24 protein-coding genes are annotated in these 23921 nt (G+C 72.0%); 8 read left to right on the top strand and 16 right to left on the bottom strand.

Annotated elements, in window-relative coordinates; translation table 11 throughout:
• Nucleotides 1–19 precede the first annotated feature (19 nt).
• On the bottom strand, nt 20–262 hold the full coding sequence (locus ABWV20_RS09300; protein ID WP_353354770.1) for a hypothetical protein: 243 nt from the start codon (nt 260–262) through the stop codon (nt 20–22).
• A gap of 100 nt (nt 263–362) precedes the next feature.
• Between ABWV20_RS09300 and ABWV20_RS09295 the strand changes: the two genes are divergently transcribed.
• On the top strand, nt 363–1097 hold the full coding sequence (locus tag ABWV20_RS09295) for a sulfite exporter TauE/SafE family protein (protein WP_353354769.1): 735 nt from the start codon (nt 363–365) through the stop codon (nt 1095–1097).
• A 27-nt stretch (nt 1098–1124) separates the two neighbouring features.
• Here the strand turns inward: ABWV20_RS09295 and ABWV20_RS09290 are convergent, their stop codons facing one another.
• The 10 genes from ABWV20_RS09290 to ABWV20_RS09245 all read right to left on the bottom strand — a co-directional run bounded on the left by ABWV20_RS09290 (nt 1125) and on the right by ABWV20_RS09245 (nt 12954).
• On the bottom strand, nt 1125–2039 hold the full coding sequence (locus ABWV20_RS09290; protein ID WP_353354768.1) for a YncE family protein: 915 nt from the start codon (nt 2037–2039) through the stop codon (nt 1125–1127).
• A gap of 9 nt (nt 2040–2048) precedes the next feature.
• Nucleotides 2049–2192, bottom strand: a complete 144-nt coding sequence (locus ABWV20_RS09285) for a (2Fe-2S)-binding protein (protein ID WP_353354766.1) — start codon at nt 2190–2192, stop codon at nt 2049–2051.
• A gap of 182 nt (nt 2193–2374) precedes the next feature.
• Entirely contained in the window at nt 2375–4360 is a 1986-nt protein-coding gene (gene iolD, locus ABWV20_RS09280) for a 3D-(3,5/4)-trihydroxycyclohexane-1,2-dione acylhydrolase (decyclizing) (protein WP_353354765.1), read from the bottom strand.
• Entirely contained in the window at nt 4357–5277 is a 921-nt protein-coding gene (iolB, locus tag ABWV20_RS09275; protein WP_353354764.1) for a 5-deoxy-glucuronate isomerase, read from the bottom strand. The genes iolD and iolB overlap by 4 nt, the downstream gene beginning before the upstream one ends.
• On the bottom strand, nt 5274–6290 hold the full coding sequence (gene iolC / locus ABWV20_RS09270; protein WP_353354763.1) for a 5-dehydro-2-deoxygluconokinase: 1017 nt from the start codon (nt 6288–6290) through the stop codon (nt 5274–5276). The genes iolB and iolC overlap by 4 nt, the downstream gene beginning before the upstream one ends.
• A gap of 1 nt (nt 6291) precedes the next feature.
• Entirely contained in the window at nt 6292–7245 is a 954-nt protein-coding gene (locus ABWV20_RS09265; protein WP_353354761.1) for a TIM barrel protein, read from the bottom strand.
• Nucleotides 7242–8246, bottom strand: a complete 1005-nt coding sequence (locus ABWV20_RS09260; protein WP_353354760.1) for a Gfo/Idh/MocA family protein — start codon at nt 8244–8246, stop codon at nt 7242–7244. Before ABWV20_RS09260 ends, ABWV20_RS09265 begins: the two co-directional genes overlap by 4 nt.
• 24 nt (nt 8247–8270) lie before the next feature.
• Nucleotides 8271–9698 carry a dihydrolipoyl dehydrogenase family protein gene (locus ABWV20_RS09255; RefSeq protein ID WP_353354758.1) on the bottom strand — a complete coding sequence of 476 codons (1428 nt, stop codon included), beginning with the start codon at nt 9696–9698 and terminating at the stop codon, nt 8271–8273.
• 57 nt (nt 9699–9755) lie between these two features.
• The gene (gene serS / locus ABWV20_RS09250; protein WP_353354757.1) at nt 9756–11081 is read right to left on the bottom strand and encodes a serine--tRNA ligase; all 1326 of its coding nucleotides are present in this window, start codon (nt 11079–11081) and stop codon (nt 9756–9758) included.
• A 130-nt stretch (nt 11082–11211) separates the two neighbouring features.
• Entirely contained in the window at nt 11212–12954 is a 1743-nt protein-coding gene (locus tag ABWV20_RS09245; RefSeq protein WP_353354756.1) for an HNH endonuclease signature motif containing protein, read from the bottom strand.
• Between the two features lie 312 nt (nt 12955–13266).
• On the opposite strand from ABWV20_RS09245, the gene ABWV20_RS09240 reads away from it, so the two are divergent.
• Genes ABWV20_RS09240 through ABWV20_RS09220 form a run of 5 tightly spaced genes read left to right on the top strand, consistent with a single transcriptional unit; the run spans nt 13267 to nt 16063 of the window.
• Nucleotides 13267–13506 carry a hypothetical protein gene (locus ABWV20_RS09240; RefSeq protein WP_353354754.1) on the top strand — a complete coding sequence of 80 codons (240 nt, stop codon included), beginning with the start codon at nt 13267–13269 and terminating at the stop codon, nt 13504–13506.
• A gap of 59 nt (nt 13507–13565) precedes the next feature.
• Entirely contained in the window at nt 13566–14255 is a 690-nt protein-coding gene (locus tag ABWV20_RS09235; RefSeq protein ID WP_353354752.1) for an energy-coupling factor ABC transporter permease, read from the top strand.
• The gene (locus tag ABWV20_RS09230) at nt 14252–14554 is read left to right on the top strand and encodes a PDGLE domain-containing protein (RefSeq protein WP_353354751.1); all 303 of its coding nucleotides are present in this window, start codon (nt 14252–14254) and stop codon (nt 14552–14554) included. The genes ABWV20_RS09235 and ABWV20_RS09230 overlap by 4 nt, the downstream gene beginning before the upstream one ends.
• A 4-nt stretch (nt 14555–14558) precedes the next feature.
• Complete coding sequence (gene cbiQ / locus ABWV20_RS09225) at nt 14559–15323, top strand: cobalt ECF transporter T component CbiQ (protein WP_353354750.1); 765 nt, start codon at nt 14559–14561, stop codon at nt 15321–15323.
• Nucleotides 15320–16063, top strand: a complete 744-nt coding sequence (locus ABWV20_RS09220) for an energy-coupling factor ABC transporter ATP-binding protein (protein ID WP_353354748.1) — start codon at nt 15320–15322, stop codon at nt 16061–16063. The genes cbiQ and ABWV20_RS09220 overlap by 4 nt, the downstream gene beginning before the upstream one ends.
• Nucleotides 16064–16172: 109 nt before the next feature.
• On the opposite strand, the gene ABWV20_RS09215 is transcribed toward ABWV20_RS09220, so the two are convergent.
• The 3 genes from ABWV20_RS09215 to ABWV20_RS09205 form a co-directional block, all read right to left on the bottom strand.
• Complete coding sequence (locus ABWV20_RS09215; RefSeq protein WP_353354747.1) at nt 16173–17012, bottom strand: ABC transporter permease; 840 nt, start codon at nt 17010–17012, stop codon at nt 16173–16175.
• On the bottom strand, nt 17009–17908 hold the full coding sequence (locus tag ABWV20_RS09210; RefSeq protein WP_353354746.1) for an ABC transporter ATP-binding protein: 900 nt from the start codon (nt 17906–17908) through the stop codon (nt 17009–17011). Before ABWV20_RS09210 ends, ABWV20_RS09215 begins: the two co-directional genes overlap by 4 nt.
• A 202-nt stretch (nt 17909–18110) precedes the next feature.
• On the bottom strand, nt 18111–19346 hold the full coding sequence (locus ABWV20_RS09205; RefSeq protein ID WP_353354745.1) for an endonuclease/exonuclease/phosphatase family protein: 1236 nt from the start codon (nt 19344–19346) through the stop codon (nt 18111–18113).
• 198 nt (nt 19347–19544) lie between these two features.
• Here ABWV20_RS09205 and zwf point away from each other — a divergent pair, with 198 nt between their 5' ends.
• Nucleotides 19545–20978 (top strand): glucose-6-phosphate dehydrogenase, encoded by a 1434-nt coding sequence (zwf, locus tag ABWV20_RS09200; RefSeq protein WP_353354744.1) that lies wholly within the window; start codon nt 19545–19547, stop codon nt 20976–20978.
• Between the two features lie 165 nt (nt 20979–21143).
• On the opposite strand, the gene ABWV20_RS09195 is transcribed toward zwf, so the two are convergent.
• Nucleotides 21144–22202: a Gfo/Idh/MocA family protein gene (locus ABWV20_RS09195; protein WP_353354743.1), complete on the bottom strand. Its 1059-nt coding sequence runs from the start codon at nt 22200–22202 to the stop codon at nt 21144–21146.
• On the bottom strand, nt 22199–22756 hold the full coding sequence (locus tag ABWV20_RS09190) for a DinB family protein (protein ID WP_353354742.1): 558 nt from the start codon (nt 22754–22756) through the stop codon (nt 22199–22201). The genes ABWV20_RS09195 and ABWV20_RS09190 overlap by 4 nt, the downstream gene beginning before the upstream one ends.
• 55 nt (nt 22757–22811) lie before the next feature.
• Between ABWV20_RS09190 and ABWV20_RS09185 the strand changes: the two genes are divergently transcribed.
• Nucleotides 22812–23918 (top strand): diacylglycerol/lipid kinase family protein, encoded by a 1107-nt coding sequence (locus tag ABWV20_RS09185; protein ID WP_353354740.1) that lies wholly within the window; start codon nt 22812–22814, stop codon nt 23916–23918.
• Nucleotides 23919–23921 lie beyond the last annotated feature (3 nt).

Genomic DNA, 23921 nt, shown 5'->3' with positions numbered 1-23921 from the left:
TGCGTCGCGGCCAGCAGCGTCAGTCGTCGATGTCCCGCAGCGAGCCCTCGGTGTAGACGTGCGGCGGGTCGCGAGGGTCCTCTGCGGGCTCCACGCTCGTGATGACCTTGCGGTGGTGCTCCCGTCGCGAGAGGAAGACCAGCAGTCCCCCGGCCACCATGAGGATGACCCCCACGGTCGGCAGGCTGATGCCGTCCGGGTCCGCTCGGACGGCGAAGGCGAGGATCGCCCCGATGACCGCCAGCGTGATTCCTGCTCCCATGGCTGCACTCCTCTCGTGGTCTGGACGCCAGACTCCCCCGACCCATACCCACCTGGAACGCCGCCGTGCGCCTTCCCGGCTGGGCCTAGGCTTCGGAGGCGTGACGGGCGTGGACTTCCTTCTCCTCGGGACGGCCGCCCTCATCATCGGCTTCTCGAAGACCGCCGTCGGCGGGCTCGCAAGCATCGCCATCGCGATCTTCGCGGCGGTGCTGCCGACCCGGGAGTCGACCGCGGCGATCCTCCTGCTGCTGATCGTCGGCGACGTCGTGGCCGTCTGGCACTACCGGGGCGACGCCGACCTCGACCTGCTGAGGCGGCTCATCCCCGCCGTGGTCCCGGGCCTCGTCCTCGGCGCCGTCTTCCTCGCCTGGGTCGACAACACGACGTTGCGCCGCTCGATCGGGGTGCTGCTCCTCGCGATGGCTCTGCTGCAGCTGTTCCTCGTCTGGCGCTCGCCGGACACGAGCACGGTCGCGGAGTCCCATCCCCTGGCGCTCGCCACCGGGATCGCGTCGGGGTTCGTGACGATGACCGCGAATTCCGCCGGGGCGGTGATGACGCTCTACCTCGTGGCGCAGGGCGTCGAGAAGCGCCGCTTCCTCGGCACCGGTGCCCTCTTCTTCTTCGGCGTCAACCTCTGCAAGGTCCCCTTCAGTGCCGGACTCGGCTTGGTTGGCGCCGAGACCCTGTGGCGCACCGCACTGCTCGCTCCACTGGTCCTGGTCGGCACGTGGGTCGGGCTGCACGCGGCCCGGCGGCTGAGCCAGGCGCGTTTCGACCAGGCGGTGCTCGCCGCGACGGTGGTGTCGGCCCTGGTGCTCGTGCTCGGCTGACCTGCCCTGCACCGGACCGCGGGTCGGCTACTCGCCGTCGACCTTGACGATGTCGTGCTCCGTCGTCGGGCCGGGAGGCGCCGTGAACCGGGCGTTGACGGCGTACAGCCTCGAGCCCTGCATCGCGATCGTCGTTGGGACGTCGAAGTCGGGGTCGGTCAACGTCGCCACGTAGCTCGCCGAGAGGAGGTCCGACGACAGGCGCAGCTCGACGATCTCGTTGGACAGGTTCCGGACGACGTAGAGCGTCTTGCCCCTGAGCAGGATTCCGTCGCCCATCGTCAGGACCGTGCCGCCCGTGTCGACGGCGACGGCCTCACCCGTCGTCGGGTCGACGGCGTAGAGGATTCCCGTCGTGCTGTTGATGACGAGCAGGGTGTCGCCGTCAGGAGTGGCGGCGATGCCGTTGGCGTTGAAGCCCTCGACCTGCTGCCACTCCCCGGTGAGCGGGAGGGTCTCGACGGCGCCGGTCGGTGTGCCGTCGCTGAGCTCGACGGCGTAGATCTCCGCAGCTGCCGAGTTGGTGAAGTAGGCAGCGTCCTGCGTCACCGTCACGTCGTTGATGAAGGCGGGTCCGTCCGTCAGGTGGAGGACGGCCACCTCTGCCCCCGTCGCGGCGTCGTAGACGTAGGCGTCGCCATACGTTCCGCCGGAGACGAAGAGCAGTCCGAACCGGACCTTGATCCCGACGGCCATCCGCCCCTCCGTGCCCGGTACGAGGAGGTCCCCCTCGCCGGTGCGGAGGTCACCCAGCCAGACCGAGCCGTCCGCACGGGAGCCGGCGTAGATCGAGGTCCCGGTGCCGGTGGCGATGCCTTCGGGGAGCGAGCCGGTCGGGATGGGGATGATGTCGGGGAAGGGTTGGGCCGTGGCCGCTCCCCAGGAGGCCGTCGTCATCACAGCGGCCAGGGCGGTCGTCACCAGTGCGCGTCGTGTCCTCATCCGTCCACGCTACGTCGGGATCGTTGATCCGTGCATGGTTGGCTCGGCGGCGACGGCGGCCGACTGGCAGGCCGTGGCCAAGGTCCGGGCACCGGCGGCGTAGGCCCCGGCGACGTCGCGGTCGCTCACCACGGCGCAGTGGCACACGATCATGGGGGCTCCGGCAAGCGGCCGGGTGGGTGGTCCCGGCTGCAACGTTCGACTGCATCGTCGACCGTCCGAGCGTCGACGATGCACCACGACCGAGGCGATGCGCTTTCCGCGCAGCGGAACAGCGGGCGACGAGCCCGGGGCGCTCGACGGTCTCCTTGGTGGGCGACTCGAGGTCCGGGGCGTCACCGGTCCGTGGCGCTCGCGCTCGGCGGTTCGGTGATCGGTGCAGTGATGAGCCGCCGCTGCATGCTCTTGCGCTCCTCGTACTCGGTATAAGCCGTCTGCGTCGTCTCCAGATCGCTGACCTGGGCCACCGGGACGTCCCACCAGGACGCGCTGTCCGGGGCGTACACGGTCGGGTCGGTCTCGACGTGGATGACGATCGGGCCGCCGTGTGCCGGGGCGGCCTTCGCCTCCCTGACGGCCACCGCGAGCTCATCGCGCGAGTGGACCTCGATGACGTGGGCGCCGAGGCTGCGCGCATTCGCGGCCAGGTCGACGGGCAGGGTCGCTCCCTCGAGGCGACCGGTCTCCTCGTCGCGGTAGCGGTACTTCGTGCCGAAGCGCTGGGAGCCGAGCGCCTCCGACAGGGAACCGATCGAGTGGAACCCATGGTTCTGGACGAGGACGATGACCACCTTGACCCGCTCCTGGACCGCGGTCACCAGCTCGGTGGGCATCATCAGGTAGCCGCCGTCGCCGACCATCGCGAAGACGTCGCGCGACTCGTCGGCGAGCCGGATGCCGATCGACGCCGGCACCTCGTAGCCCATGCACGAGTAGCCGTACTCGACGTGATATCCCTTGCGGTCGCGAACCCGCCACAGCTTGTGCAGGTCGCCCGGCATCGAGCCGGCCGCGCAGAGGACGACGTCCCGCGGGTCGGTCAGCTCGTTGACGACTCCGAGGACCTCGCCCTGGGTGAGCAGACCCTCCGCCAGCGCGTCGGTGACCTCGGACGACGGGTGGTACGTCGCCTCGACCTGGGCATCCCACTCGGCCCACAGCGTCGCCTGCCGGTGTCGGTAGGCCGGCTCCACGACATACCCCTCCAGCGCCGGGGCGAGCGCCGCGAGCGCCTCGCTGGCATCGGCCACGACCGGGAGCCCCGCGTGCTTGCCGGCGTCGAAGCGAGCCACGTTGATGTTGACGAAGCGGACGTGCCGGTCCTGGAACGCGGTCCGCGACGCGGTCGTGAAGTCGCTCCAGCGCGTCCCGATGCCGATGACGACGTCTGCCTGCGCAGCGACGGCGTTGGCGGCTGTCGTGCCCGTCGAGCCGATCGCCCCGAGCAGCTGGGGATGGCCATGAGGCAAGGACCCCTTGCCGGCCTGGGTCTCACCGACCGGGATGCCGGTCTGGGCGCAGAACGCGGCCAGCGCCTCCTCCGCTCCGGAGTAGTGCACACCCCCGCCTGCGACGATCAGCGGGCGTCGGGCGGATCGGATGAGGTCGGCGGCGTCCTCGACGTCGACGCGCTCGGGTACGGGCCGGGCGACCCTCCACACGCGCTCCGCGAAGAGCTCGACCGGCCAGTCGTGGGCCTCGGCCTGCACGTCCTGCGGCAACGCGATCGTCACGGCGCCGGTCTCGACCGGGTCGGTGAGCACACGCATCGCAGCGAGCAGGGCGGAGGGAAGCTGCTCGGGCCGGTTCACGCGGTCGAAGAACCGCGAGAGCGGCCGGAAGGCGTCGTTGACCGTCACGTCAGCGGCATACGGTGCCTCGAGCTCCTGCAGCACCGGCGACGCCGCGCGGGTCGCGAAGGTGCCCGAGGGCAGGAGCAGGACCGGGATGCGGTTGATCGTCGCCAGGGCCGCGCCGGTGAGCATGTTGGTCGAGCCGGGTCCCACCGACGCGGTGCAGGCCCACGTCTGGAGGCGGTCCTTCTGCCGGGCGTAGGCGACCGACGTGTGGACCATGGCCTGCTCGTTGCGGGCCAGGACGTAGGGCAGGTGGTCGGGGTCCGACGGGTCGGAGGCGGCGAGCTCGTTCTGGAGCAGCGCCTGCCCGAGACCGGCGACGTTGCCGTGGCCGAAGATCCCGAACACGCCGGCGAAGAGCTTCTGGCGCTCGCCGTCCCGTTCGCTCCACTGGTTGGCGAGGAAGCGGACCACGGCCTGCGCCACGGTCAACCGGACCGTGGCTCGCTGTGCTGCCTCTGTCATCGCTGGCCTCCGATGAGGCGTGGGTCGATGGCCTGGTCGGCCCACGTGTCGCGCACCCAGGCGTGGTCGGGGTCGTCACAGATGCGCCAGGCCCGCTCCGGGCCGGGTCCGGCCATGACGTTGAGGTAGTAGAGGTCGTAGCCGGGAGCAGCCATGGCCGGCCCGTGCCAGCCGTGCGGGACGAGGACGACGTCCCCGGTGCGGACCTCGGCGAGGACGTCGATCGGTCGTTCCCGGGTGCCGTAGACCCGCACGAACCCCGGGCCACCGTCGGCAGGAGGGTCCCCAGAGGTGCGATCACGCTCGCTTCGGTGGGTTGACCGGACCTCGAAGTAGTAGATCTCCTCGAGCTGGGTCTCCTCGCCCGGCCGCTCCTCGTCGTGCTTGTGCGGCGGGTAGGAGCTCCAGTTGCCGGCGGGGGTGATCACCTCGCACGCGATGATCGAGTCTGCGTCGAGAACGCCGGGGATCCCGAAGTTGCGGACCTCCCGCGACGCGGCTCCTGCGCCGCGCAGCTCGACCGGCACGTCGCCGACGGCCACGTGGCGGAAGCTCCGCGATGCGGCGGACTTTCCCGCGACGGCGAAGGCGACGGCGACGCGGGCAGGCCCCGCCGCGGTGACCGTCACGGACGACCCCGGAGGCACGTAGGCGACGTCCGTCGGCCCCGCGAACACCGACTCCCGTCCGGACAAGGTGGCCTCGTGGCGTCCAGCCGAGTCCTCGCTCGAGACGGACACGGACCCGTTGAGGGGGATGACGACGAGCTCACGTCCACGAGCCTCGAGAGCGCGCGTCTCCCCGGGACCCAGCTCAGCGGCATACAGTCCGGTGTGTTCCCAACCTGACGCGTCGGGCTCGACCACGACGTCCCACCCGTCGCGGATCGTGGTCCCGAACGGTCGGTGCCAGCTCATCGGGAACTCCCGTGGACGAGGCCCGCGGCGAGTCGCTCGCGGACCTCGGCCTCCGTCGGCATCGCGGTCGAGCACTCGAGCCGGGCCGCGACGATGGCCCCTGCGACGTTGGCGAAGCACAGGACCTCCTCGAGCGGCCATCCGGCGAGCAGGCCGTGGACGAGCGCGCCACCGAAGGCGTCCCCGGCCCCGAGGCCGTTGACGACGTCCACTGGATGCGGCGGCACCTCGACGCGTCCTTCACGGGTCGCCGCGAGGACACCCTTCGGCCCCTGCTTGACGACCGCGAGCTGCAGGCCTCTGTCGAGCAGGGCGTCGGCCGCTCGCTGCGGGTCGGTCTCGCCGACGGCGACCTCGCACTCCTCACGGTTGCCGACCGCGACAGTGACGTGCTCGAGCGCTCGGGACACCTGCTCCGTCGCGTCGGCTGCGTCGGCCCAGAACATCGGCCGGTAGTCCAGGTCGAGGACGGTGTGCGTCGCCCGGCCCCGTGCGCCCCAGGCGGCGAAGTGCGCAGCGCGGCTGGGCTCCTGCGACAGGCCCGTCACCGTGGACCAGTAGACCCGAGCCTGACGAATCGCATCGAGCGGCAGGGACTCCGGCGTGACGAGGAGGTCCGGCGCCGTCGGGTAGCGGTAGAACCAGAGCGGGAAGTCGTCGGGCGGGAAGAGCTCGCAGAAGGTGACCGGTGTGGGAGGGCCGTCGACCGGCTCGATGAAGGACGGATCGACCCCCAGTCGCTCCGCCTCGCTCGCGACGTAGGCCCCGAAGGGGTCGCGGCCCGTGCGGGTGACGAGCGCCGTGCGACGCCCGTGCCGCGCTGCGGCGACGGCGACGTTGGTGGCGCTGCCGCCGAGGAACTTCTGGAAGGTGCTGACCTCGGCCAGGCCCACGCCGCTCTGCAGCGGGTAGATGTCGACGCCGGTCCGGCCCATGGCGACGAGGTCGTAGGTGCCCGGGCCACCCTCGCGGCTCGTGCTCGTGCTGGTGCCGGGACTCCGTGGTGCGGTCACGTCAGGTCCCCACCCCGGACCACTGGGCGGCGAGCGCCAGGAGGTGGTCGAGGCTCTGCTCGACCTGGCGGACCGGGCCGGCGGCACCTGGGTCGTCATCGAGGATGGTGTCCTGCTCGAGGACGTACCACCCGTCGTAGCCGGCGTCCTCGAGGGCACCCACGATCGCGGAGACGTCGACGTCCCCCTGGCCGAGCGGCGCGTAGAGCCCGGCGCGGATCCCGTCGGTGTAGCTGAGCTCCCCGGAGTGGACGCGGTCGGCGACGTCGGCACGGACGTCCTTGAGGTGCACGTGGGCGATGCGGTCGGGGTGGCGGCGCGCCAGCGCGACCGGGTCCCCGCCCCCGATGAGCAGGTGGCCGGTGTCGAGGCAGATGCCGATGCTGCTGCCGTCGATGACCCGCTGCGTCTCCTCGCCCGACGCGACCATGGTGCCGACGTGGGGGTGCAGAGTCGGAACCAGGCTGCGGGCCTGAGCGGCCTCGGCGAGGCGGTCGAGGTTGCCGAGCAGGGTCTGCCAGCCGGCCTCGTCCAGCTCGGGGCGCGAGTCGTAGCCCTCGGCCCCGGTGGCGGCAGCGACGACCAGCGTGGTGGCCTCCGCGGCCACGAGGCCGTCCATCGCCCGCTCGACGTGGGGCATCGGGTCCGTGCCGGGGTCGTGCAGGACGACCGGCAGGAACTGACCGACCGCCTCGAGACCGGCCGCGGCGAGGGTGCGCGCCTTGTCCTCCGGTGCGTCGGGGAGGAAACCGTCGGGGCCGAACTCCGTCGCGGCCAGGCCGAGGTCGGCCATCTGCGCGAGCACGGTGGCAGGGTCGTACTGCCAGCCCCAACCGGGGACCTCGGAGACGCCCCAGGAGATCGGGGCGCCGGCGATCCGCTCGGCCAGTGGTCGGGCTCCGACGTGATGCGGGTGCACTCCCGGCGTGGGCTCGTGGTGCTGGTGACTGGTCACAGGTCCTCGACCTCCTCTAGGCGCACGACGCGCCCTTCACGACGGGACAGCTCGCACGCCTCGGCGACCCGGAAGGCGGCCAGGGCGTCGGCGACGGTGCAGGGGGACGGGGTGTCGCCGCGGGCGACGCCGGCGAAGGCGGTCAGCTCGGCCCGGTAGGCGGGCAGGAAGCGCTCCATGAACGACCACTTCGGCGGACCGTGCGGGAAGTCGGCTCCCTCCTCCGCTGAGCGGAACGCGAAGGAGTCGTCGAGCCCGACGGCCACGGCACCCTTCTCGCCGTGGACCTCCATGCGCACGTCGTGACCGCCGCCGTTGTAGCGGGTCGAGCTGACGAGGACGAGGGTGCCGTCGTCGAGGGTCAGGACCGCGGCGGCGGTGTCGACGTCCCGGGCCTCCGCGAAGAAGGGCGCGCCCTTGTTGGCGCCCGTCGCGTAGACCGTCTCGACCTCGCGGCCCGTGACGAACCGAACCGCGTCGAAGTCGTGGACGTTGCAGTCGCGGAAGATCCCACCGGAGGTCGGGATGTAGCCCACGTGGGGCGGCGACTGGTCGTGCGTGGCCGCACGGATGGTGTGGATGAAGCCGAGCTCCCCGGACTCGACCGCCGCCTTGGCGTTGCGGTAGCCGGTGTCGAAGCGGCGCTGGAAGCCCACGTGCACCGGAGTCACGGCCGCCGCTGCGAGGCGGGTCAGCTCGATCGTGTCGTCAAGGGTTGCGGCGACCGGCTTCTCGCAGAAGGTCGGGATGCCCAGCTCCAGACTTCGTCGCAACAGCGGCGCGTGCGCCGGCGTGGCCGTGGTGATGACGAAGCCGTCGATGCCCGACGCGAGCAACGCCTCGACGTCGGGCGCGTAGCCGACGTCGAGGTTGTCCGCGACCGCTCGAGCGGCGTCGGCGAAGATGTCGGCGACGACGACCTCGTCCACGACGTCGAGGTCGCGGAGGGTCTCGGCGTGGAAGGCTCCGATGCGGCCCACGCCGGCTAGTCCGATTCGCATGGCTCAACCCTGCCTGTTGTCCAACTACTCCGTGGACGTCATGATCGATGAGCGCCGACCCGATGAGCGCTCACCCGATGATCTCTCACCCGACAGGCTCAGCTCGGCCAGCGCCGTCTCGATGCCCCGGTGGAACGTCGGGTACGCGTAGATCATCGACCGGAGGCGGTCCACCGGCACGGCGGCGTGCACCGACACGGCCAGCGCGCCGATCACCTCACCGGCCGCCGGGCCCATCACCGTCGCACCGACCAGGACCCCGCGATCGCCATCGGCCACGAGCTTGATGAAGCCGTCCTCCCCCAGCCCGTGGATCCAGCCGCGTGTCGTCTCGCCGAGCGGCGTGACCGCCGTCCGCACGGCGATGCCGTCGCTCCCGGCCTGCGCCTCGGTGCGCCCGACGGTCGCCACCTCCGGGTCCGTGAAGGTGACCCGGGGCACCGCGCGGTACTCGGCGGGCGGGCCATCCTCGGCAAGGACGTCCCGGATCACGATGTCGGCCTGGTACATCGAGATGTGCGTGAACGCGCCCTTGCCGGTGATGTCCCCGATCGCCCACACGCCCGGAGCGACTCGACAGCGCTCGTCGACCGGCGCCACCGTGGCGTCCCGGGGCACCCCGACCGTGTCGAGCCCGACGGCCCTCGGGTCGGTCTCGCGCCCGGTTGCCACGAGCAGGCGGTCCGCCCGCAGCACGGTGCCGTCCTCCAGGGCCACCTCGACCTCGTCGTCGTCACCCGAGACCCGCGAGGCCGCCGATCCGGTGTGGACGGCGATCCCCTCCCGCTCGAAGACCGCGGCGATCCGCTCGGACGCCTCCGGCTCCTCGGCTGACAGGAGGCGAGGCGCCGACTCGACCATGGTCACCGACGTCCCGAATCGGGCCGCCACCTGGCCCAGCTCGCAGCCGATCGCGCCCCCGCCGAGCACCACAAGGGATCCCGGGAGGGCAGGTGCCTCGGCCACTTCACGGTTCGTCCAGAAGGGCACCCGGTCGAGACCCGCGATCGGGGGGATGCCGGCACGCGAGCCGGCGTTGACCACGATCCCGAGCCCAGCGGCATACGGCTGGCCGTCGACGTCGACGCGCCCGGGACCGACGATCCGCCCGGTGCCCCGGACGAACGTCCCGCCCTGGCCCGTGAAGCGCTCGACGGCGGCGCGGTCGTCCCAGCCATCGGTCGCCTCGTCGCGGATCCGGCGCGCCACGCGCGTCCAGTCCGGCCGCACGTCGCCCACCGATCCGGCCAGCCCGTCCACCCTCCGCGCCTCGGCCAACGCAGCTGCCGCGCGGACCATCATCTTGGTGGGGATGCACCCCCAGTAGGGACACTCGCCCCCCACCAGCCCGTGGTCGACGCCGAGGACCCGCAGACCCTTCTCGGCGAGCGTGTTGGCCACGTGCTCGCCGCCCGGTCCCATCCCGATGACGATGAGGTCGAAGGTCTCCATGTCGCGTCCTCTCGGCGGCTTCCTCACAGGATGCCCTACCGGACGGGCGCGGGACGGTCAGGTGACCGGCTTGAGCACGTCCAGTCCGAGGAACGGCCGCAGCGCCTCGGGCACGACGACGGAGCCGTCCGGCTGCTGGTGGTTCTCGAGGATCGCGACCAGCCACCGGGTCGTGCCGAGCGTGCCGTTGAGCGTCGCGACGGTCCGTGTGCCTGAGCCGTTGGGGTCGCGCTCGCGGGTGTTGAGCCGGCGCGCCTGGAACGTCGTGCAGTTGGAGGTCGAGGTCAGCTCGCGGTACTTCCCCTGGGTCGGCACCCACGCCTCGCAGTCGAACTTGCGCGCCGCCGGGCTGCCGAGGTCTCCCGCGGCGGTGTCGATGATCCGGTAGGGCACCTCGATCTTGGCGAGCATCTCGCGCTCCCAGCCGAGCAGCCGCTCGTGCTCGGCCTCGGCCTCCTCCGGGCGGCAGTAGCTGAACATCTCGACCTTGTGGAACTGGTGCACCCGGATGATGCCGCGGGTGTCCTTGCCGTGCGACCCGGCCTCGCGGCGGTAGCAGGCCGACCAGCCCGCGTAGCGCTTGGGCCCGGCCGACAGGTCGATGATCTCGTCGGCGTGGTAACCCGCGAGGGCCACCTCGGACGTGCCGGTGAGGTAGAGGTCGTCGGCCTCCAGGCGGTAGACCTCCTCGGCGTGCGCGTCGATGAAGCCGGCGCCGAGCATGATCTCGGGTCGGGCCATCGTGGGGGTGATCATCGGGGTGAACCCCGCGGCGGCGGCCTGGGCCATCGCCATGTTGAGCAGGGCGAGCTCGAGGAGCGCTCCGACGCCGGTGAGGTAGTAGAACCGCGCCCCGCCGACCTTGGCTCCCCGCTCCATGTCGATGGCTCCCAGCCGCTCCCCCAGGGCCAGGTGGTCGAGCGGCTCGAAGCCCTCGGCGGCGAAGTCCCGGGGCGTCCCGATCGTCTCGAGGACGACGTAGTCGTCCTCGCCACCGACCGGCACCCCGTCGATGATGACGTTGCCGACCCGGCGCAGCAGCCGCTCGAGCTCGGCGGCCGCCTCGTCGGCGTTGGACTCGAGGGCCTTGACCTGGTCGCTCAGGTGGGCCGCCTTGGTGCGGGCAGCGTGGGCGACGGCTTCGAGGTGGGCCGCGTCGGCCGCACCGGCCTTCTTGGCCCGCTGAAACGCGGCCATGGCCGCACCGACGTCCTTGCTGACCGTCTTCTGCTCCGCCCGGAGCGCCTCGAACTCGCCGAGGGAGGAACGCCGACGCTCGTCGGCGGCGAGGATCGCGTCGACGATCCCTGGGTCCTCTCCACGGGCCAGTTGCGAGGCACGAACCCGGTCGGGCTCGTCGCGCAGGAGCTTGATGTCGATCACCGGGCCAGCCTATCGGCGGCGCCACCCGTCACGATGCCGTATGCCGCTGGGCTCGCTTCCGGAGCCCGACGCCGTCGCTGGGGTGCTGGGAAGGAACGTCTGGCCGCCAGGGGTCGGTGGGTCCGGGGCGTCAGAAGGGTGGCGGCTCCTCGGGTCGTGATGGGCGGGGTGATGGGCGGGGTGATGGTCGGGGTGATGGTCGGGGTGGGCGCGGTGATGGTCGGGGTGGTCGGGGGTCGTCGAGCGCTTCGCGGTAGTCCTTGGGGTAGGTGGTGTGGTCGCGTCCGGTGAGAGTGCGCCAGTGCAGGGCACGGGTGTGCTCGTGGTCGCTGGCGGGCGTGCAGGTCCACCAGTGGGTGGTCTTGAGGTTGTGGTGGGCGCGGTGCAGGGGCCCGAGGTTGCTGGTGGTGGTGGGCCCGTCGGGGTAGGGCTGGTGGTGGTCGAGGTCGCAGCGGTGCGCCGGAACCTGGCAGCCGGGGCCGCGGCAGTGCCCGTCGAGGGCGCGGACCTGCTCGATGATGGCGGGGGTGGGTCGGTAGCGGTCGGTGGACAGGTGCAGGGCCGCGCCCGTGACGGCGTCGACGCCGAGCCAGCGCCACTGCGAGTCGGGGGCGGTGATGATGGCACGGGCGTGCTCGGCGGTGACCCAGCCGTGGCCGGGGATCTCGCAGGCGGCGTCGCTGGCACCGGTGGCGACCTCGAACGGGACGACGATCCACACGGTCGCCGGAGGCGCCTCCGGGGTGCACGCGCACGGGCCGGCCTGCCCTGCGCGGCCGGGGAGCGGGTCCGGGCGCTGCGGCTGGCACGGCGACTGGTGGCCGCCGGGCCGGGGTGGGTCGTCGGGCCGGAGCGGGTCTGGCCGGAGCGGGTCGGGGCGAGGTCGATCGTCGGTGGTGGTGGGTGGTTCGGCGTGCTCGGCACAGGGACCGTAGGTGTGGCCCAGCAGGGCGTCGGTGGCCAGGTCGGAGCGCAGCTGATCAAGGGTGCGCGGGTCACCGGCGGCGCGCAGGGCGCGAGCCAGGGGCTCGATCCGCTCGAGGACGGCCACGGTGCGCTCGGTGCTGGTGGTGATCGTCAGGACGCCGGTGCCGTCCTCGTGCAGCTGCCCGTCAGCGCTGCGGCGGGCCAGCGCCTCGGCGCGACGGGTGCCCGGGTCGGCGGGCGCGTGGGAGGCGAGGACCCGCCGCAGCCGGCGCACGATGACCGCGTGAGTCGCACGGGACCCGTCGCGCATCGGGGCCAGGACCCGCTCGACGAGTGGGGCGATCGCGTCGTCGGGCAGGTTGCGGGCCTCGCCGGCGATCAAGGTGGCGTGGTGCAGCGACACGCTCCCGGCTGCCAGCCGGGCGAGCAGAGCCCGGTGCCGGCGCGGCGCCGCCCCCAGCCGGACCCGACGGGCGGCCTCGGCGGCCGGGACCGCCGTGGCCAGGGCGAGCTCGTGCACGACGAGCTGCTCGACGCTGACCGCGGCCTCGGCCCGCCCCTCCCTCGCGAAGCCGTCGGGAAGCTGCGACTCGTGCACCCGGTGCTGCTCGGCGACCACAGTGTGCAACGCGCCGTACGCGGCGACCAGCTGCGCGTCCAGCGTGGCCCGCTGCGCCTCCAGTGCCTCGATCTGCGCGACCAACGCGTCGGCCGCGCCCTGCAGCGACAACGCCTCGGACGACGGGTCCGTCTCAGGCCCGGCGCCGCCCCCCGCATCGCCCGCCGGCCAGGGGTGCCGGCCCGGCTCGAGGTGCCACGCGGCGCCGGTGACCCGCTCGACCTCCACCAGCTCCATCCGAACCGGACCCGGCTGTCCGGTCCCCAGGCCCGCACCGCGAGCGAGGACCCGCTCGAACGGGGAGAGCTGCGCACTGGCGTACGGCACGCGCGCCCCCTTCCTCCGCAGCCACGTCCGGGCTCGGGCCCCGGACCAGTCCCGGGGGACAACCCCGACGAACCACCCCAATTGGAACATCCGTTCGCACTCGGCGTCAACCACTTCTCGCGCCCTGTGGACAACGAATTACCTTGTGCCGCAACATGGTTCGTGCCCATTCGAGATCGCTCGCCCACGCTACCAGCGGCCACCGACACCACTCCCGGCCACGCGCCCGGGAGGCCGGTGGCGGAAGCGAGCCCAGCGGCATACGGCCTCGTTGGGGGTGACGCCGCGGACCTGAGCGGGTATGGACCACAGGTGAAGGACGACGCTCCTCCCCTGCCGGGCGCCGAGCGTGAACCAGGGCTCGACCTGGCCACCGCATCACTCGCCGCGCTGCGGGCCACCCTGCGCCTCATCGAGGACCGGATCAACGAGGAGCTCTCCAGCGGCGGCTACCGCCCGTCCCCGGGGCGCGTCGCCCGGCTGGCACGACTGAGGCGCCGGGAGCAGGACCTGCGCGCCGAGATCGCCCGTCGTCAGGCCCAACGCCCCTAGGCAGTCCACTACCGGACCGCCAGATGCGACCTCGTCGCATCTGGAACTAGACTCCAGGCATGCACGTGCCCGACGGCTTCCTCGACGTCCCGACCTCGCTGGCGACTGCAGCCGTCGCGACGGTCGGGGTCGCGGCAGCGCTCCGTGGCGCCCGACGCGACCTCGACGAGCGCACGACGCCCATCGCGGGACTCGTCGCCGTCTTCGTCTTCGCTGGGCAGATGATCACGTTCCCCGTCGGCGCGGGCACGTCCGGCCATCTCCTCGGGGGCACCCTCGCCGCGGTCCTCGCCGGACCCTGGCTGGCAACCCTGGCCCTGGCGGTCGTCCTCATCGTGCAGGCCTTCCTCTTCGCCGACGGAGGGATCACCGCCCTCGGCACCAATGTCGTCCTCATGGGCCTCGTCGGGGTCTGGGCCGGCTGGTTCGCCTTCCGCGTCGTCCGGACGCTCCTCCGTCGCTCGTCGGCCTCGATCACCGTCGCAGCAGCGGTCGGGGCGTTCGTCAGCGTTCCGGTGACCGCTGCCACCTTCGTCGCCCTCTTCGCGATCGGTGGACAGGTCCAGATCCCCGTCGGCTCGGTCCTCGCCGCCATGCTGTCGTGGCACGTCCTGATCGGCCTCGGCGAGGCTCTCATCACCGCCCTCGTCGTCGGGTCGGTCATGGCCGTCCGCCCCGACCTCGTCGCCGGCGCACGAGGCGTCGGCTCCGGGCAGCCACTCGAGATCCGGCAAGGCGCCTCAGCATGAGCCTGCGCCGCTTCGCCGTCATCGCGATCGCAGTGACCCTGCTCGTCGCCGGGGTGCTGTCCTGGTTCGCGTCGCGCAGCCCTGACGGGCTCGAGCACGTGGCCCGGGTCCTCGGCTTCGCCGAGACGGCGCAGCCGAGCGGCGCAGCCGGCAGCCCCCTCGCCGACTACCGGACCCAGGGCGTCGAGGACTCCCGGCTCTCGGGTGGGATCGCCGGAGTCCTGGGGGTCATCGTCACCGGCCTCCTCATGGGTGGGCTGGTCCTCCTCCTGCGGCGCCGCCACCCGGACCGGGACTGAGCCCGTGGGCGCCCCGCACGGCCACACCCTCCACTTCCACGGCCACTCCCCCGTCCACCGGCTCCCCGCGCACGCCAAGATCGTCGCCCTCGTCGGCTACGTCCTCGCGGTCGTGTCCACTCCGCGCGGGGTCTTCTGGCCGTATGCCGCCCACCTCCTCGCGCTCGCCGGTGCCGTCCTCCTCTCGCGGGTCCCGTGGCGGCACCTGGCGAGGCGACTCGTCATCGAGGTGCCGTTCGTCGTCTTCGCTGTCGTGCTGCCCCTCGTCGCGGCCGGACCGCGGACGGTGGTGGGCCCGGTAGAGGTCTCCCAGCCGGGCCTCGAGGCGGCGGCAGCGCTCCTGGCCAAGGGCACCCTCGGAGTCCTCGCCTCACTGCTCCTCGCGGCGACGACGGAGGCGCGGGACATCGTCGCGGGCTTCGAGAAGCTGCGCCTGCCACAGCCCCTCGTGCAGATCATGAGCTTCATGCTGCGCTACACCGAGGTGGTCGCCGCGGACCTCGGGCGGATGCGGATCGCGCGGGAGTCGAGGGGCTTCCGGGCCCGCTCGGTGCGCCAGTGGCCAGCCCTCGGCGCGACGATGGGGACGCTCTTCATCCGCTCCTACGAGCGTGGCGAACGGGTCCACCTCGCCATGCTGTCCCGGGGTTACACCGGGCGGCTGCCGACCCTGCGGCCGCTCACCGCCACCGGAGGGCAATGGGCCGCGAGCGGGCTCCTTCCCGTCACGTGTGGTGTCGTGAGCGCGGTGGCGGTGCTGGCGACATGAGCGGCACGCCGGTCCTTGACGTGCGGGGACTCGCCTACGCCTACCCCGACGGGCACCAGGCGCTCTTCGGCGTGGACCTCGAGGTGTCCCGGGGTGAGCGGGTGGCCCTGCTCGGACCCAACGGCGCCGGGAAGACGACGCTGGTGCTGCACCTCAACGGCATCCTCGCCGCCGGGGCCGGCGCGGTCACGGTGTCCGGCCTGGCGGTGACCAGGCCCAACCTCGCCGAGATCCGGCGCCGGGTCGGCATCGTCTTCCAGGACCCCGAGGACCAGCTCTTCATGCCGACCGTCCGGGAGGACGTCGCCTTCGGGCCGGCCAACCTCGGCGTTCGGGGCACGGAGCTCGAGGCGCGGGTCAACCGGGCGCTGGACGAGGTCGGGATGGGCGACTTCGCCGACCGTCCGCCGCACCACCTGTCCTACGGTCAGCGGCGGCGGGTCGCGGTGGCTACCGTGCTCGCGATGGAGCCGGAGATCCTCGTCCTCGACGAGCCGTCCTCGAACCTCGATCCCGCGTCGCGCCGGGAGCTCGCCGACATCATCCGGTCGCTCGACGTCACCGTCCTCATGGTGACGCACGACCTGCCGTATGCCCTGGAGCTGTGCGAGCGCGCCGTGGTTCTCTCCGGCGGGGTGATCGCTGCCGACGGCCCCACGCGCAAGCTGCTCTCCGATGCCGCGCTCATGGCCCGGCACCGGCTCGAGCTGCCCTACGGCTTCACCGTGCCGACCCCCTGACGGACCCAGCCCCAACTCCGCAACACACCCGCTTACCGTCTGGCTGCCTGCCCTGCAGGGCAGGCGAGCAGTCGGTAAGCGGGTGTGTTGCGGGGTGGGGCGTCGGCGGCTACTTCACCTCGGCCCGGTGCAGCATCCAGATGCCGAGGGCGACCGGCAGCGCCACCCACACGGCGACGGAGGTGCCGAGCTGCGCCCACTGCTCGCCCGTCATCGACTCGACGACGAAGAGCGCGTTCATGGTGCGGTTCATGTCGAGCCAGCTCGCTGCCCCGTCGAGCCAGCTGACGAGGTCGCCGACGATGGCCCAGGCCGTCGGGAGGACGAAGTAGAGCACGATCGCTGCCGGGGTGTTGCGCAGCAGCATCCCGAAACCGACTCCCTGCGCGACACCGAGCAGCACGTAGAGGGACGCGCCGAGAAGCGTGTTGTTGTCGAGCGACCACTCGCCGCTGTAGCCCCGCAGACTGATCGCTGCCTGGTGCACGACCGTGGCCAGCGCGAGCGAGAGCCCGATCGCCGCGACGCCGGCGATGATCGCGCCGAGGAACTTCGCCCACGTCACCCGCGACCGGCGCGGCTCCAGCGTGTAGGTGACCAGGCCGGTCCGCTGCGACCATTCCGAGGTGACGGCGAGGATGCCGACCACGGGGAGAATCACAGCCATCGGCATCGTCGTCGCCTGCAGGTACCCGGCGAAGGGGTGGTGACCGGACTCGGTGAAGAACATGATCGTCAGCGCGATGGCGATGACGGCGCCGATGCCGATGAGGAGCCAGCGCCCGGCCCGCGTGTCGACCATCTTGCGCAGCTCGACCATGAGGAGCCGGGAGAAGGGGATCGCCGCGGTGGGGCGCTCACCCCGGATCCGCGCAGGGACCCGGGCTGTCGCGGGCAGCGGGGACTCGGCGGCCGGCGATCCCACAGGTGCAATCACGGTGGTGCTCATGCCGCCACCTCCTCGCGGGCCGTCGCCGCCGTGAGCTCGAGGAACATCTCCTCGAGACCGCGGCTCTCGCCGGAGCGCAGCTCGACGAGGACCACCCCGGATGCAGCGGCCACCTGCCCGACCGTCATCGGCTCGGCGTCGACACGGAGCCCGCCGGTCGCCGCGGGCGCGACCGTGACGTCCTCCACCGCGAGTGCGGCTGCGAGCGCCGAGTCGTCGGTGGACCGGACGAAGGTTCCGGCTCCGGAGAGCAGCTCGTCCTTGCTGCCCTGCGCGACGATCCTGCCGCGCCCGATGACGATGATCTCGTCGGCGACGCGCTCGATCTCGTTGAGCAGGTGCGAGCTGAGCAGGACGGTGCCGCCCTGGTCGGCGTAGCCACGGAGCAGGTCGCGCATCCACCGGATCCCGGCCGGGTCGAGGCCGTTGGCAGGCTCGTCGAGGATGAGGACCTCGGGGTCGCCGAGGAGCGCGTTGGCGATGCCGAGGCGCTGGCGCATGCCGAGCGAGTAGTTGCGGACCCGGCGCGCGGCCTCCCTGTCGGTGAGACCGACCAGGTCGAGCATCTCGTCGACCCTCCTGCGGTCGACGCCCATCATGATGGCGCTCAGGGTGAGGATCTCGCGGCCGGTGCGCCCGGCGTGCTGGGCGGAGGCGTCGAGCAGGACCCCGACGTGGCGGCCGGGGTTCGGCAGGTGCCCGTAGGCCCGGCCGAGGACCGTCGCGGTGCCGGAGGTGGCGGGCGTCAGGCCCGCCATGATGCGCATGGCGGTGGACTTGCCGGCGCCGTTGGGACCGAGGAAGCCGGTCACCTGGCCGGGCCTCACCTCGAACGAGATGTCGTCGACGGCCGTGAAGGGACCGTATCGCTTGGTCAGTCGGTCTACGTGGATCATGTGGCCCACGGTGCCGGACGACCGCGCGGCGCACATCGGTCATCAGCCTGATTCCGACCCCTACGAGGGAGGAGTCGACCCTGAGCCACCTCAGGGTCCCGTCCCTGACGCTCCTCCCCGACGGGGCCGGTGGACCACGCCCCGTATGCCGCTGGGCCCGGTCGCGCGACCGGGCCCAGCGGCATACGGGTTGGGTTGTGTCTCAGCGGTGGTGGGGAAGACGAACGTCCACCCAGACGAGCCGGTGGTCGCTCGAGGGGAACGGGAACGTGCCGGTGAGCCGCGAGAGCGGGTCCGCCTGGACCGGCCAGAAGACGGCCGCGTCGAGGATTCGGAGGGACGCGCTCGGCAGGACGTAGTCGGCCCGGAGGTTCCCCGGCGCGGGGTTGTCGTTGAAGTCGGCCGTGTCGTGGGCCGGGTTGCCGGTGTGGGAGAGGTTCGCCCCACCCTGTAGCAGGCTGGCCTCGACTGCTCCCTCGCTGGACGGCGTCACCGACGTGTTGACCTTCGGGTGGCCGAGCAGCGCCTCGATGGAGCCCTCGACCGAGTCGCCGTCGTTGGGGTCGGAGTTCTGGTCGCCCGCGATGACGAAGAGGGAGCCGGGCTCGAGCCCGCCCGTGCCGCCCGCGTCGTCGTAGATGTAGGCGGACCGGGTCGGGGACGCGATGTAGTCAGCCCAGAAGCGGATCTCGTCGTTGTTGCGCCTGCCGTTGCGGTCCTCCGCGCCGTCGAACGTCGGTGGCGTGGGGTGGCTGACGAGGAAGTGCACGGTCCGCTCACCGATGGAGACGGGGACGTCCCAGTGCGACTTGCTCGACAGGCGCAGGACCGCCTGCTCCTCGGGGGAGTAGAACTCCGTCGGCATGAGGTTGCCCGGCATGTCCTTCCAGAGGAAGTGCTGGAAGGTCCGGACCGCGCCGTCGTCGATGGGGTACTTCGAGTAGACGACCATGCCGTACTGGCCGGGGAAGAAGCCGAAGCCGTAGGCGTCGTCGGGTCCGCCGACGACGCCGTTGTTGTTGAGGTCGAAGCCACTCGGGACACCGGTGTTCGAGGGCGCGACGAAGGAGTACGGGTAGTGCACGGGGTCGGCGCCGTTCTGGGAGACCTCGAGGTAGTTGTCGCGGAACAGCTCGGCAGCGACGCCCCCCTCGTCGTAGTCGAACTCGTTGACCAGCAGCACATCGGGGCTGGTTCGCTGGATGATCTCGGCGACCGCCTGGGCCTGGGCGTTGGCGGGCGTCGACAGGTCGGCGACGAGCTGTCCGGCGGCATTGCGGTTCAGGGATGCGTTGAAGGTCGCGAAGCGGACGTCCATGTCGGGCTTCCCGGGTGGGTCGGCCGCCTGGGCGGCGGGGACGGTGGCGAAGCCGATCGCCGCGGTCGCAGCGGCCACGCTCGCTGCGAGGAGACGGGTGAGTCGATGGCGCGTGCGCATGGATTCCACGCTAGGCCGCCAGCGGGCTCGACGACGGGTAACGCGGTGACCTCCTGGTGAACCTCAGGCAAGGGGGAGGGGCAACGACGGCCGCGGAGCAGGATCCACGCCGACGCGAGCATGCTTCCCCGGTCGACCAGACGAGGGAGGTGCGCCCGTTGCGCCCCCGCAGCGGATGCACGCTGGCAGGGTGGGTTCATGCCAGCGACGACGATTGTCCTGTTCGGCGCCACCGGAGACCTGGCCAAGCGCAAGCTGCTGCCCGGGATCCTCCACCTGCACGAGTCCCAACTGCTCGACGGGCTACGGCTCGTCGCGACGAGCCTCGAGGACCTGACGCGGGACGCGTTCCTCGACCATGTCTTCCAGGCGGTCCGCGAGCACTCACAGCGTGCGTGCACGGAAGAGGACCTCCGCGAGTTCGCGGAACGGATCCACTGGGTCCCGGGGTCAGGCGGCCCTGCGGCGCTGCGCCAGGCCGTCCTCGACTCGGAGGAGATCCTCGGCTCGGGCGCCCGCCGCCTCCACTACCTGTCCGTGCCACCGGCCGCGGCCCTGGCCGTGGTGCGCCAGATCGCGGCGGCCGGGCTCGTCGAGCGCAGCAGGATCATCATGGAGAAGCCCTTCGGGACCGACCTCGCGAGCGCCCGCCGGCTCAACGCCGAGCTGCACGAGGTCTTCGCGGAGGAGCAGATCTTCCGCATCGACCACTTCCTCGGCAAGGAACCGGCGCAGAACATCCTCGCGTTCCGGTTCGCCAACGGGCTCTTCGAGCCGATCTGGCACCGCAACCACATCGACCACGTCCAGATCGACGTCCCCGAGACGCTCGGGCTCGAGCAGCGAGCGGACTTCTACGAGGCCACCGGCGCCTACCGCGACATGGTGGTCACCCACCTGTTCCAGGTGCTCGCCTTCACCGCCATGGAGCCACCGACGTCGCTCGAGCCGGCGGCCATCACCGAGGAGAAGAACAAGGTCTTCCGCTCGATGCTGACGATCGACCCGCACGACGTCGTCCGCGGGCAGTACGTCGGCTATCGCGACGAGGAGGGGGTGGCGAGGGACTCGGAGACGGAGACCTTCGTCGCGCTCAAGTGCTTCGTGGACAACTGGCGCTGGGCGGGCGTTCCGTTCTTCCTGCGCACGGGCAAGCGGATGTCCGAAGGAGCCCGGATCATCTCGATCGCCTTCAAGGAGCCGCCGCGGACGATGTTCCCGCCCGGCTCCGGCGTCGGCGACAACGGCCCCGACCACCTCACCTTCGACCTCGCCGACCGCGCCCGGATGTCCCTCTCGTTCTACGGCAAGCGTCCGGGGCCCGGGATGGCCCTGGACAAGCTGTCGATGCAGTTCTCCATGGTGGAGACCGACTGGGCTGGTGCGGCGCTGGAGGCCTACGAGCGGCTCATCTATGACGCCGCCCGTGGCGACGCGACGCTCTTCACCCGCGCCGAGGGCATCGAGCGGCTCTGGGAGATCAGCCAGCCGCTGCTGGACAACCCGCCGCCGGTGCGCCCCTACCAGCAGGGCACGTGGGGACCGAACCAGATCCACCAGCTCGTCGCCCCCTTCGCCTGGCGGCTACCGTTCGAACGGCCGTGGCGCGACCCCAACCTCATGGGCGCCTGAGGGGACGCTGTCCGGCCCCGGCGCTACCGTCGGTGGATGGGGACGTTCACCGACGCCGACCTCTACCACCCTCGGCTCTTCGCCGAGCGGGACCTCGCCGTCCTCGAGTCCCGACTGCCCGACTGCCCGGCTTCGTGGTCGGAGCTGACGAGCTGACGAGCTGGGTCACTCGCCCGGGTAGCGAACTCCCACCTGGGCCCGGATCTCGTCCATCGTCGACATGACCCGAAGCGTCGCCGCATGCGGCATGTAGGCGCTCTCGCTGGCGCCCGACGCGAGGCAGCGGGCGAACTCTGCGGCCTGGTAGCTGAAACCCCGGAGCGGGGCCAGCAGTGCGCCGGGACGCTCCGCGAGGAGGTCACCGTCCGGCGTCAGCAGTCGCAGGAGGGTGGGCGAGTAGAACGGTCCGCTCAGCTCGAGCCGCGCCTCGGTGCCCACGATCTCGGCAGCGCAGGGCGTCCGCGCCAGCATCGAGCTCGTCAGTGCCGCGACGGCCCCGGACGCGTAGGCGAGGACGATGCCGACCGTGGCGTCGACGCCGCCGTCGGTGAGGGAGCCGCGGGCGGCCACGGACGCCGGGGGCCCGAGCAGGTGGTCGACGAAGGACACCGGATAGACGCCCAGGTCGAGGAGCGCGCCCCCGGCGAGCCGGGGGTCGACCAGGCGCTCCGGACCGTTGGGGTGGAGCAGCTGGGAGTGGTCGGCCCGGACCAGGACGACGTCCCCGAGGATGCCCTGCTCGATGACCTGGCGGACGACGTCGTAGTGCGGCAGGTAGCGGGCCCACATCGCCTCGGCCACGAGCAGCCCTCCCGCAGCGGCCGCTCGGATCACGGCGCGGGCCTCGGTGACGTTGCGGGTGAAGGCCTTCTCCACGAGCACCGGCTTGCCGGCCTCCAGCGCGAGCAGGGCATGGTCGTGGTGCTCCGAGTGCGGCGACGCGACGTAGACGGCGTCGATCGTCTCGTCTGCGACGAGCTCCGCATAGGACCCGTGGGCGCGGGCCACGCCGTGGCGCTCGGCGAACTCCAGCGCCCGCTGCCTGTCTCGCGAGCCCACCGCGGCGATGCTCGACGCCGTCCCGGCGGTCACGGCCCGGGCGAACTCGTTGGCGATGGAGCCGGGCCCGAGGATGCCCCACCGGATCGGTGGGGCCTCGCGCGGGTCGGGCACCCTCGACTCGGGCAGCGTCCGGCTCGCCAGGACTCCCTCCGCGGCACTCATCCGCGCACGTCCCAGAGGTGGTGGAGGATGTCGTGGACGAAGTAGCGGCCGAGCGTCTCCACCGTGAACGGCGACCCGTTGCTGCGCAGCCCGGGCCAGGACCACTGTTCCCGCGTCGGGCGGGCGAAGGCGGCGGCTGCGGCGGCGAAGGCGACCTCGAGCTCCCGGCGGACCTCCGCCGGGTCGGCCCGCCAGTAGGCCTTCTCCTGGGCGGTGGCGTCCTGGTCCCAGTTCGCGAACTGCGCCGTCTCCCCACCACCGGCGAGGATCTGCTCGACTCTCCCGCGCATGACGTCGCAGACGTCCCGGACGTGGCAGGCGTACTCGAGCGGGGACCACACCCCGGGCGCCGGGCGGACCTGCACGTCGTCACGGTCGAGCACCGCGGCCCAACGGCGTCCGGCGTCGATCAGGATCTCGCTCACGCCGTCCGGGCGCACGTCCTCGGGGGCGAAGCCGCAGTCCGGGCAGGGCCGCGTCAGCACCCACGTCCAGTCGGCGGTGTCGGGGGTGGCGGGGCCGGGGTCACTGGGCTGCGCTCTCACGTCGCTCATGCCCACAGCGTAGGACCCGTCCGGGCCGTACCCTACGCTCCGGTAGATTCTCTGGGTGCTCAAGGACTACCTGCCGTGGATCGTCGTCGGCGTCGTGGTGCTGGCACTCGTCATCGGGGTCGTCGTCGGCATGCGGACCGCCGCCCGGTCCACGAGTGTCCTGCGGCGTCGGGGTGCGGGGCGGCCGAGCCGCGACCAGTTCCGCTCGCGTCAACGCAGCGCGACGGTGAAGCAGGCCGCCGTCGTCATCAACCCGACGAAGTTCGCCGACCTGCCGATGATCCGTGAGCGGATCACGTCGACCTCTCACGCGTGCGGCTGGGGCGACCCCCTCTTCTACGAGACGACGGTGGCCGACCCCGGCACCGGGCAGGCGGAGCGAGCGGTGGCCGAGGGTGCCAGCGTCGTCTGCAGCCTGGGCGGCGACGGCACGGTCCGGGCCGTGGCGTGCGCCCTCATCGGCACCGAGACCCCGCTCGGCATCCTCCCCGCAGGGACGGGCAACCTGCTCGCCCGCAACCTCGATCTGCCGGTCGACGCGCTCGACGAGGCGGTCCGGGTCGCGCTGACGGGACGCAACCGCCGCATCGACGTGGGCGAGCTGGTCATCGGCGAGATGGACGCGAACGGTCACCCGGTGAGCGGCGAGCTGGTGACCCAGCAGTTCCTCGTCATGGGCGGCATGGGCCTCGACGCCCTCATCATGGGGGCCACCAACGAGGCGCTCAAGCAACGCGTGGGCTGGGCGGCCTACCTGGTGTCGGGCTTCAAGCACCTCGTGTCCCCGGAGTTCCGCGCGCAGGTCCGGCTCGACACCGAGCCGGAGTTCAAGCGGCGGGCCCGCGCCGTCGTCATCGGCAACTGCGGCCGACTGCTCGGTGGGCTGGTCCTCATGCCGGACGCCCGCGTCGACGACCAGCGGCTCGACGTCGTCATCGCCTCGCCCCGCGGCTTCGTCGGGTGGGCCCCCGTGATCGCCCGGGTCCTGACTCGCCAGCGCAAGGGCCACTCGACGCTGGACCACAAGGTGTGCCGCGAGATCCGGGTCCGCGTCGACCGCCCGCTACCGGTCCAGGTCGACGGCGACGTCGTCGGCGAGGCGACCGAGGTCAACGCCACGGTTCGGCCTGCCGCCCTGACCGTCCGCGTCCCGATCGCCTGACCC

It is taken from the genome of Intrasporangium sp. DVR, assembly GCF_040365325.1.
Taxonomy (GTDB): Bacteria; Actinomycetota; Actinomycetes; order Actinomycetales; family Dermatophilaceae; genus Intrasporangium.
This window is presented reverse-complemented; position numbering and strand designations above follow the sequence as displayed.